The 9,198-nt window shown below is 73.4% G+C and carries 14 protein-coding genes; 11 read left to right on the top strand and 3 right to left on the bottom strand.

Translation table 11 applies throughout. The features are described 5' to 3' along the window. Positions 1-945 (bottom strand): NAD(P)/FAD-dependent oxidoreductase (locus L3K22_RS15045; RefSeq protein WP_263312106.1); only part of this gene is annotated, 945 nt, incomplete at its 3' end. A 91-nt stretch (positions 946-1,036) separates the two neighbouring features. Between L3K22_RS15045 and L3K22_RS15040 the strand changes: the two genes are divergently transcribed. From L3K22_RS15040 to ykgO, 10 genes are all read left to right on the top strand, one after another. Beyond that, positions 1,037-1,615, top strand: coding sequence for a helix-turn-helix domain-containing protein (locus L3K22_RS15040; RefSeq protein WP_263312105.1), 579 nt, complete (start codon positions 1,037-1,039; stop codon positions 1,613-1,615). A 349-nt stretch (positions 1,616-1,964) separates the two neighbouring features. Continuing rightward, positions 1,965-2,210 (top strand): 50S ribosomal protein L31, encoded by a 246-nt coding sequence (locus tag L3K22_RS15035; RefSeq protein ID WP_263312104.1) that lies wholly within the window; start codon positions 1,965-1,967, stop codon positions 2,208-2,210. Positions 2,211-2,342: 132 nt separating this feature from the next. Next, positions 2,343-2,615, top strand: a complete 273-nt coding sequence (locus L3K22_RS15030) for a type B 50S ribosomal protein L31 (RefSeq protein WP_263312103.1) — start codon at positions 2,343-2,345, stop codon at positions 2,613-2,615. Between the two features lie 302 nt (positions 2,616-2,917). Further along, positions 2,918-3,766 (top strand): PrsW family intramembrane metalloprotease, encoded by an 849-nt coding sequence (locus L3K22_RS15025; protein WP_263312102.1) that lies wholly within the window; start codon positions 2,918-2,920, stop codon positions 3,764-3,766. A 109-nt stretch (positions 3,767-3,875) separates the two neighbouring features. Further along, positions 3,876-4,145, top strand: coding sequence for a hypothetical protein (locus L3K22_RS15020; RefSeq protein WP_263312101.1), 270 nt, complete (start codon positions 3,876-3,878; stop codon positions 4,143-4,145). Positions 4,146-4,229: 84 nt separating this feature from the next. Further along, a complete protein-coding gene (rpmB, locus tag L3K22_RS15015; RefSeq protein ID WP_263312100.1) occupies positions 4,230-4,415 on the top strand; it encodes a 50S ribosomal protein L28 in 186 nt (61 codons plus the stop codon). Positions 4,416-4,428: 13 nt separating this feature from the next. Continuing rightward, the gene (gene rpmG, locus L3K22_RS15010) at positions 4,429-4,596 is read left to right on the top strand and encodes a 50S ribosomal protein L33 (RefSeq protein ID WP_263312099.1); all 168 of its coding nucleotides are present in this window, start codon (positions 4,429-4,431) and stop codon (positions 4,594-4,596) included. Further along, a complete protein-coding gene (gene rpsN, locus L3K22_RS15005) occupies positions 4,596-4,901 on the top strand; it encodes a 30S ribosomal protein S14 (protein ID WP_263312098.1) in 306 nt (101 codons plus the stop codon). Before rpmG ends, rpsN begins: the two co-directional genes overlap by 1 nt. A gap of 42 nt (positions 4,902-4,943) precedes the next feature. Further along, entirely contained in the window at positions 4,944-5,195 is a 252-nt protein-coding gene (locus tag L3K22_RS15000) for a type B 50S ribosomal protein L31 (RefSeq protein ID WP_263312097.1), read from the top strand. After that, a complete protein-coding gene (gene ykgO, locus L3K22_RS14995; protein ID WP_263312107.1) occupies positions 5,192-5,317 on the top strand; it encodes a type B 50S ribosomal protein L36 in 126 nt (41 codons plus the stop codon). The genes L3K22_RS15000 and ykgO overlap by 4 nt, the downstream gene beginning before the upstream one ends. On the opposite strand, the gene L3K22_RS14990 is transcribed toward ykgO, so the two are convergent. Beyond that, positions 5,295-6,338, bottom strand: a complete 1,044-nt coding sequence (locus L3K22_RS14990; protein WP_263312096.1) for a GDSL-type esterase/lipase family protein — start codon at positions 6,336-6,338, stop codon at positions 5,295-5,297. The two genes, ykgO and L3K22_RS14990, sit on opposite strands and share 23 nt — an antisense overlap. A gap of 120 nt (positions 6,339-6,458) precedes the next feature. On the opposite strand from L3K22_RS14990, the gene L3K22_RS14985 reads away from it, so the two are divergent. Next, complete coding sequence (locus L3K22_RS14985) at positions 6,459-8,009, top strand: FAD-dependent monooxygenase (protein ID WP_263312095.1); 1,551 nt, start codon at positions 6,459-6,461, stop codon at positions 8,007-8,009. A 6-nt stretch (positions 8,010-8,015) separates the two neighbouring features. Here L3K22_RS14985 and L3K22_RS14980 read toward each other — a convergent pair whose 3' ends face one another. Next, positions 8,016-9,197, bottom strand: coding sequence for a Gfo/Idh/MocA family protein (locus L3K22_RS14980; RefSeq protein ID WP_263312094.1), 1,182 nt, complete (start codon positions 9,195-9,197; stop codon positions 8,016-8,018). Position 9,198 lies beyond the last annotated feature (1 nt).

The following is a 9,198-nucleotide window of genomic DNA, read 5'->3' as shown; positions in this document are numbered from 1 at the left end:
GGTGGGGTCCGCGGCGTTCCCGGCGACCCACACGCCGGGCACCTCGGTGGTGCCGGCCTGGCCGGTGGCGACCTTCTGCCCCATCCCGGCGGGCAGCTCCTCGAGGGCGAGCCCGAGGCCGTCCAGCCCGTCCAGGCGCGGGGTCATCCGGGTGCCGGCCGCGAGCACGGAGCGCGCGACCACCTCGCCGCCCGCGAGGCGGACCCCGGCGATCCCGCCGTCGGGCCCGGCGAGGACCTCCTGGATCGCGGTCTCGTGCACGGTGACGCCGAGCGCGGCGAAGCGCTCGCGGGCGGCGGGATCGAACTCCACATCTGCGGCGAAGACCTCGACGTCCTCGCTCAGCGCACGGAACATCAGGGCGAGATGCGCATGGGCGCTCTGGCGCACGATCACGCCGATCGCCTGGTCGCGCACCTCGTAGCCGTGGCAGAAGGGGCAGTGGACGAGGTCATGGCCCCAGTGCTCGGAGAGGCCGGGGATCTCCGGCAGCTCGTCGCGTATGCCGGTGGCGACCAGGACCCGGCGGGCGGTGAGGGCGCGCCCGTCGGCCAGGGTGATCTCGAAGCGCAGATCGCCCTCGGCCGACGGGTCGACGGCGCGGGCGGAGGCGACCTCGCCGCGGATAGCGAGCCCTCCGTAGTGCCGCACCTCGGCCCGGCCGCGGGCGAGGTACTCCCCGGGCGCCGTGCCCTCGTTGCCGAGCAGGCCGTGGATCCCCTCGGCGGGGGCGTTGCGCGGGTGGCCTGCGTCGAGGACGACGACGCTGCGACGGGAGCGGGCGAGCATGAGCGCGCCGTTCAGCCCGGCGGCGCCCCCGCCGATCACGACGGCGTCGACGAGCGTCGCGGGCAGCGGGTCGGAGTGCGCCGGGTCGGCGGCGAGCGGGCTGGTCTCCGTCGGCTCGGGCCGGGTCGGGGCGGCGTGCTGGTCATGGTCGGTCATGGCGGGGTCCTCTCGGTCGGGTGCTGCGCCCCTCGGCGGGGCGATGTCTCCACCCTGGACCGACTTGCCTTGGCTGCATACACTCTTGCTCATGTCGCAAGGAACGGCGGAGCTCGACGACCTGGTGCGCAAGAGGCTGCGTGCGCTGCGTCTCGCGCAGGGGCTGACGCTCGACGACCTCGCCGGCCGCACCCACCTCAGCGCCTCGACGCTCTCGCGGATCGAGAGCGGCGGGCGGCGCCTGGCCCTCGACCAGCTGGTGGACCTCTCGCGCGCCCTGGACACGAGCCTCGACGAGCTCGTGGCGGTGCAGGGCGAGCAGATCGTCTCGAACCCGGTGAAGGACCACGGCATGGACGCGCTGCGCTGGCAGATGCGCCGCGCTCCCGACACCGTGATCCTGCGCCGACGGGTCGTGGACCCGCCCCCGGATCCCGCACGGATGCGCGCCCACACCGGCCAGGAGTGGCTGGTGGTGCTCTCGGGGACGCTGATCCTGCAGCTCGGCACTCAGCGCCATCGCATCACCCAGGACCAGTCCGCCGAGTTCGACACCCTGGTCCCCCACGCCTTCGGCGCCGAGGGCGGTCCGGTCGACGTGCTGCTGATCGTGGATCGGGCCGCCGGGCGCGGCCACCACGACGAGGCGCGGGCCGACGGCAGGTCGTGACACACTGGGTGACGCACCCGCGGGAATAAACCCCTGGACATCCCCGTTGATGACCCCGTAGCGTGCAGAGCTCCGGACGACGGCCCCAGCCGTCGTCGGATGTGCGAGCCTCCCGGCCGGACCCGCCACGACGGCGGCGCCCCGGCCCTCGCACCGCGTGCAGCGCGAGCAGCCCGCCCCAGCGGGCGCCGCGAGCACCCCGCCATGCCGCAGCGGCATCGACAGCCCTGCGCAGCGGGACACGGATGCCTCGCTCCGCCCCGGCGGAGCTGCCGCACGCACACCCACCCGGCACCGTGCCGGGCACAGACATCACGTCGGCCGCGAGCCGACCTCGAAGGAGAACCACATGACCGACCACCGACAGGACCATCGACCTCAGCCCCATCTCGTCGTCTTCCGCGACCAGAGCGCCGGGCTGCGCTACCTCTCCCGCTCCACTCGCACCTCGGAGCACTCGACCACCTGGGAGGACGGGAACATCTACCCCGTCATCGAGGTGGACCTCTCCTCCGCCGCGCATCTGGAGCGCACCGGAGGCCGTGCCGTGCAGGAGGAGCAGTCCCGACGCACTCTCGTCGGCACCTCCGCCTGACTGCCCGCGGCGCCCGCCGCCCCGCGGCGACGGGCGCCGCGACCGGCCGCGATAGCCGGCCGGGCCACGCGGGAATACACGAACCCCCTGCGTCGTTGATCCTTCAGTCATCGACGCGGTGAGGAGAACGCCATGAAGAAGAACATCCACCCTCAGTACCGACCCGTCGTGTTCCGGGACCGGAGCGCCGGGGAATCCTTCCTGACCAACTCGACTCGCCCCTCGGACAAGACCGTGAGCTGGGAGGATGGTCGGGAGTACCCCGTGATCGACGTCGAGGTCTCCTCGGCCTCGCATCCGTTCTGGACCGGTCGCGGCACCGTGCTGGACACCGCCGGGCGCGTCGAGCGCTTCCGTCGCCGCTACGGCGACAAGGTGTTGCCGGCGAGGACCGCGACCGCCTGAGAGCGCCTGCGCCGCCCCGACGGGCGGCGCACACGCACACGCTGAGAGCCGTGATCCGGCGCCGACGAGCGAGCTCGTCCGGCCCGGGTCACGGCTCTCGTCGTCGGCGGGACCGTGCGGCGGGACGCGCCGCCGGCGCCGGCTCGGCGTCGGAGTCGTGCGCACCAGCGCCTCGACGAGGAGTGACCGAGCAGACGATGCCGTCGCCTCCCCGCGGGGGCATACTGTCCTCGACGCCGCCGCGATGACGACGCCTCACCTCGGGTGAGCACGAGCGAGCCCGCCGGATGAAGGAGCGGGCGATGACCGCACAGTTCCCCGTCACACAGGGGCCAGCACCTCGGACCCCGGCCCCGCACGCCCCGGCCCGCTACCCCTGGCACCTGCGCCTCTCCTGGCTGCTGGTGCTGGCGGGCGGGCTGCTCGGCTATGTCACGACCTTCGTGATCATGCTCCTCACCGGCAACCCGATCCTGCTGCCGACGGTGCTGCTGGTGGGCGCGGCGACGATCCCCGTGACCGTGCTGCTGCTCGCGCAGTCCACCCGCAGCGGCCCCGTCGTCCCCGGACGGATCGTGCTGGTCACGGTCGCGGCGAGCGGCCTGTTCGGCATCTGCGCGGCCGGCCTCGAGGAGCGGATCGCGGGCGCCGTGCTCGGCGGCGCCTCGATCCTGCTGGTCGGGGTGATCGAGGAGTCCGCGAAGCTCGTGGTGCCGCTGATCGTGCTCGCGCTCGCCCATCGCGCGACCCGCGGCGGCGGGCTCGTGATCGGCATCGCGGCCGGCACGGGCTTCGCGGTGCTCGAGACGATGGGCTACGGCTTCGGGGCGCTGCTGTCCAGGGGCGGCGGGCTCGGCGCACTCGATGCGACGCTCGTGCTGCGCGGGGTGCTGGTCCCGGCCGGGCACGTGGCCTGGACGGGCGCGGTGTGCGCGGCGCTGTGGTTCCTGGTCGAGACGCCTCATAAGGCCCGGGGGGCGCTCGCCCTGGTGGTCGCCCTTCTCGGAGCGGTCGTGCTGCACACGGCCTGGGACGCGACCGGCAGCCCCGTGCTGCGGATCGTGGTGGCGGCGGTGAGCGTGGGCGCGCTGCTCACCCTCGTGGTCCTCACCCACCGCAGCCACGCCCGACGCACCGTCACGGCAGCCTGAGCACGCCCGCCGCCCCTCTCACACCCTGGCGTCCCGCTCCCCGAGCCAGGGTGCGAGGAGGTCCTCGGCGCCGAGCCACGGCGCGAGGCCTCGCGCCCACTCCTGCGGGGTGGGCGAGGTCGACCAGCTCGTGCTCGCGCACCCCGCCGGCCGCGACGACGAGGCGTCGCAGCGCGGAGGAGTCCTCGACGACCTCGTAGCGCAGGGCGAGGAGTCCCTCGGCGTCCAGGAGGAGGCTCGCCACCAGGGCGTCGCGCAGCACCTCGTCGAGCGCCGTGACGATCGCGACAGGGCGGGAATGCTGAGCCCCCGGGAGCGGTTGGGGGAGACGGGCTTCGAGGAGCGGCTCGCGGGCATGGGTTCTGCACTTCCTGCTTGACGATAACCATTCTCATTACTAGTATCGCTGCCCATGTCCCAGCGCTGTCAAGTCACCGGAGCGGTTCCCCGCTTCGGGTAGTCCGTGTCCCATTCGCACCGCCGCACCTCGCGGCGCTTCGACCCCGACGTGCAGACGAAGAGGTTCTTCGTTTCGTCGCTCGGTCGCACCGTGCGCCTGCGCGTCTCCACCCGGGGACTGCGCACCATCGACCGCCGCGGGATCGAGGCGGTCGTCGCCGAGATCCGCGCCCGCGGAGAGAAGATCTGAGAGGAAACCCCTTATGGCCAGGAAGAACGACATCCGAGGCGTGATCAAGATGCGCTCCACCGCCGGCACCGGATTCACGTACATGACCACCAAGAACCGTCGGAACACCCCCGACCGGCTCGTCGCGCGGAAGTTCGACCCCCGGATGCGCGAGGTCGTCGAGTTCCGCGAGGAGCGCTGATGGCGAAGAGCTCGAAGATCGCCGCCGACGCACGGCGCCGCGGGACCGTGGCCCGATACGCCGAGCAGCGTGCGGCCTTGAAGTGCACGATCAAGGACAAGCAGGCGACGACCGCGGAGAAGGTGCTCGCCCAGCGGGCGCTGCAGCGCCTGCCGCGCGATGCGAGCCCCACCCGACTGCGCAACCGCGATGCGATCGACGGCCGTCCGCGCGGGTTCCTGCGCACGTTCGGGCTCTCCCGGGTGCGCTTCCGCCAGGCCGCCCATCGCGGCGAGCTGCCGGGCGTGACGAAGTCCAGCTGGTGAGCTCCGGCTCGCCCCACCCCATCCTCTGAAGGAGGACATCCCATGAAGCCGTCCATCCATCCCGACTACCGGCCCGTCGTCTTCCGCGACGCGAGCGCCGACTTCTCCTTCCTCACCCGCTCCACAGCCACCTCGGAGCGCACCATCACCTGGACCGATGGCCAGGAGTACCCGGTCATCGACGTGGAGGTCTCCTCCGCCTCGCACCCCTTCTACACGGGGCAGTCGAAGGTGCTGGACACCGCCGGTCGCGTGGAGCGCTTCCGCCGCCGCTACGGGCAGGGGACGCGCTGAAGGTCCGCTCCTCGCTCCGCTCCCTCGCCGCCCGCCCCGGCGCCCAGGTGGTGCGCCGCCGCGGCCGGCTCTACGTGATCAACAAGGAGGAGCCCCGCTTCAAGGGGCGACAGAAGGGGTGAGGCAAGACTCCGCGAGCGCCTCGGCCATCCGGGGCGCGAGCCGCTCGGCCATCACCCGGTAGCCCTCGGGCGTGGGGTGCAGCTGGTCGCCGAGCAGGTGCATCTCCTGCGCTGTGATGACCTCGGTCCCGTCGACGACCGTGAGCAGCGGGTCCTCGGCCGCGAGCAGCTCCGCGCCCTGATGGACGATCTCCCGCAGGCGGCGCTGGGTGAGCCCGGCGTCGTTCGGGGCGTCCTCGCGGTGCGGGCCCGAGGTGATGGTGCTCATGAGCACGATCGGCGCCGGTGTCAACCGTCGCACGTGGTCGACGAAGCCGATCAGCGTCGGCAGCAGGCTGCGCTCGGTGAAGGTGGAGGCGCCGTAGATGTTGGCGCCGATGCAGAGGGTGACCAGGTCCGGGCGGGAGCGCCCGATCGTCTCGGCGACCGGCGGGTCCAGATGGCACTGCCCGGACAGGCCGAGCGCGGTCAGCTCGTAGTCGTTCTGCGCCGCGACCAGGGCGGGCCACGTCCCCCTCGGGCTCTCCGCCTCGTTGCACTGCGTGATGGAGCTGCCGTGCACGGTCCAGCGCGGGCCGCGCGGCGGGGCGGGGACGAGCACGCTCGCCTCGTGCAGCAGCGCCTGGTGCAGCACCGTCGGTGCGGTGTGCGGGAGCCACAGCTCGACGCGCGACAGGCTGCCGGGAAGGTCCATCAGCAGCTCCGTGCGGCCTCCCGCCTCGAGGGTCGCCGTGTGCTCGCCGTCGATCACGAGGTCCGCGCGGCGCGGGGCGTTCGCGTGGGACTCCTGCGTGGTGAGAGCGAGCTCGAGCTGGCGCGCGTCGGTCTCCACGGCCAGACGCACGCCGTTCGGGATGCGGGCGAGCTCCTCGATGTCGGCGGAGCCGATCCGCGCCAGCTGCGCCGGCGCGAGGCGCCAGGGCTGGGTGCCGCCCGCGACGCCGGTCCAGGTCGCCGCCCCGGACCAGGCCTCGGGGAGGTCCTCGGGAAGGATGCGGCGGGTGGTGCGGGTGGCGGTCATGCGGACTCCTTCGACGGCACGGCTCCGGACGGAGCACGTGGGCACCGTACCGCCGGGCGAGGCCGCGGGCCGACAGGTCTACGGTGGTCCCCACCGCTCCTGCGTCGAGACGAGGCCGCCATGGATGACGCTGCGCACACGACCGGCCCGGCACCTTCGCCCGATGCCGCTCTGACCACCGATCTGCTGGTCGTCGGCGCGGGGCCGACGGGCCTGATGGCGGGGCTCGTCGCCCGGCGCCGCGGGCTGTCGGCCCTGATCGTGGATCCGAAGCCGGGGCCGACCAGGGAGTCGCGGGCGATCGTGGTCCAGTCCCGCAGCATGGAGATCCTCGACCAGCTGGGCCTGGTCGCACCGGTGCTGGAGGGGGCGCAGGCCGCGGGCCGGATCCGGATCCGGCAGGGCGGCCCCGGAGTGGGGGCGGACTTCGCCGCCGCGCAGCAGGGGGACACCCCGTTCCCGGGGGCGCGGGTCTTCGAGCAGAGCCGCACCGAGCGGCTCCTCGCGGACGCCCTCGCGGCCGAGGGCGCACCCGTCCGCTACAGGCTCGGCCTCGTCTCCTTCACCGCGGACCCGTCGGCCGACGAGGGGGTCGAGGCGCTGCTGGAGGGGCCGGAGGACCCGATCCGGGTCCGGGCGCGATGGCTGATCGGGGCCGACGGGGCGAGCTCGCCCGTGCGCCACCTGCTGGGGCTCCCCTTCGAGGGAGTGACCGACGAGGCGACGTTCTGCGTGGCGGACCTGCAACGGGTGCGGGGCATCGAGACCGGGGCGCTCACCGCACGCTTCGGCCGGCAGCGCTTCGCGCTCCTGTTCCCGCTGGGCGAGGGCGGGCACGCCCGGCTGATCTGGCTGCACGGCGGGGCGGAGCCCGACCAGGAGGAGGCGCTCGCGGGCGCTCGCGAGGATCTCGTGATCCGGTACGAGCGCGTGGACTGGTTCTCCGCCTACCGGGTCCATCACCGCGTCGCCTCACGGTTCCGGCAGGGTCCGGTGTTCCTGGCGGGCGATGCCGCGCACGTCCACTCCCCCGTGGGCGGTCAGGGCATGAACACGGGCCTGCAGGACGCTCACCACCTGGTGAACCTCCAGGCCGACGTCGCCTCCGGGCTGCGGGAGCCCGGTCAGCTGGAGCGCTACGAGGCGGAGCGTCGCCCGGTCGCGCTGACGCTGGTGCGGATCGTGGACCGGGCCTTCGGGGTGATCGCGCGGCCCGGCCGCGGCGCCGCCTTCGTGCGCCGTCGGGCCCGTGACCTGCTGGCGGTGCTCGCACCGCGGCTCCTCGCCACTCCCGTCGGGCGCCGGCTCGGCGGGTGGCTGGGTCAGTACCGCATCCACTACCACGCGGTCCCCGAGGGGGAGCCGCTGCCGCGCTGGGCGCGCGACCGGGCCGTCGGCCGGCGCCTCCTGCCGACCGACGCGAACCGCGAGGCGCTGCGGGCGATGAGCTGGCAGCTGCATGTCGAGGGGGTCGAGGATGCCGTGCGGCCGCAGGTTCCCGCGGCGGTGGAGGGACCGTTCTGCGGTGCGGGATCCGACCGCGACGCCGAGGCGCGGATGCTGCTGGTGAGACCCGACGGGTACGTCGCCGCGGTGTGGCCGCTGCATGCGGGCGCCGCCACGACCGCGGACGTGGCCGACGCCCTGCGCGCCCACGGGATGCGGGGGTGAGTCTGCTCAGACCTGTCCGCCGTCGAAGTACTCCCTGATCTCGTCCGCCACCGGCGGCACCTCGAGGGGCACGCCGCCGGAGCGGATCGACTCCGCGCCGCGCACCCCGGTCGCCACCGCCTCACGGGCCGCGATCACGGAGACCTCGGTGGATCCGCCGCTGCGGGCGAAGCGCAGGAACTCGGCGACGAGGCTCGGGTCGGCGCCGCCGTGACCGCCCTCGGCGCGGGCGATCACCTCGATGTCATCGGGCCTGCCCGGTCCCGAGCGGCGCGAGGTCCAGAGGTGGATCTGGTCGCCGGCGCCGTCGCCCATGTTCTCGATCCGTCCGGCGTCCCCGATCACGGTGTAGTTCCGCCAGTAGTCGGGGGTGAAGTGGCACTGCTGGTAGGAGGCGAGCACGCCGTTGTCCAGCGTCATCTGCAGCATCGAGATGTCCTCGACGTCGACGACGGGGTTGAGCTCCTTCTGCGCGGTGGGCGGCCAGATGTCCTCGTCGTACCACTCCCCCATGCGGCGGCCGGAGTTGTCGCGGCGGTCGGTGATGTCGCCGTAGACCGCGAGGTCGCCGATGCCGGAGACGCGGCGGGTGGCGCCGCCGGCGAGCCAGTGGATCACGTCGATGTCGTGGGCACCCTTCTGCAGCAGCAGGCTCATGGCCTTCTCCCGCTCGGCGTGCCAGTCCTTGAAGTAGAAGTCGCCGCCGGCGCCCACGAAGTGACGGCACCAGATCGCCCGCACCCTGCCGATCCGGCCGGAGTCGACGATCGCCTTCATCTGCCGCACCACCGGCATGTGCCGCATGTTGTGGCCGATGTACAGCCGGGCCCGCTTCTCCTTCGCGAGCTCGAGCATCCCGTCGGCGTCCTCGAGGGAGATCGCCATCGGCTTCTCGCAGAAGGTGGGGATCCCGGCGGCGAGGGTCTGCCGCGCGATGCCGGCGTGCGCGAAGTCGGGGGCGAGGATCATCACCGCGTCGACCTCGTGCTCGGCCAGCAGCTCCTCGAAGGAGCGGGCGGTCGCCACGTCCTCGCCGAAGCGCTCGCGGGCGAGGTCACGGCCGCGCTCGGCCGGGTCGGCGACGGCGGTGACGCGGGAGCCCTCACCGGGGCGGTGGGCATGGAAGGCGAGATCGGAGCGGGCGCCCATGCCGATCACGCCGATGCGCAGGTCAGGGGTCGGGGTCACG

The sequence above is a fragment of the Brachybacterium atlanticum genome, assembly GCF_025669985.1.
Lineage (GTDB): Bacteria > Actinomycetota > Actinomycetes > Actinomycetales > Dermabacteraceae > Brachybacterium > Brachybacterium conglomeratum.
The sequence above is the reverse complement of the archived record's forward strand: the minus strand, read 5'-3'. Positions and strand labels throughout refer to the sequence as shown.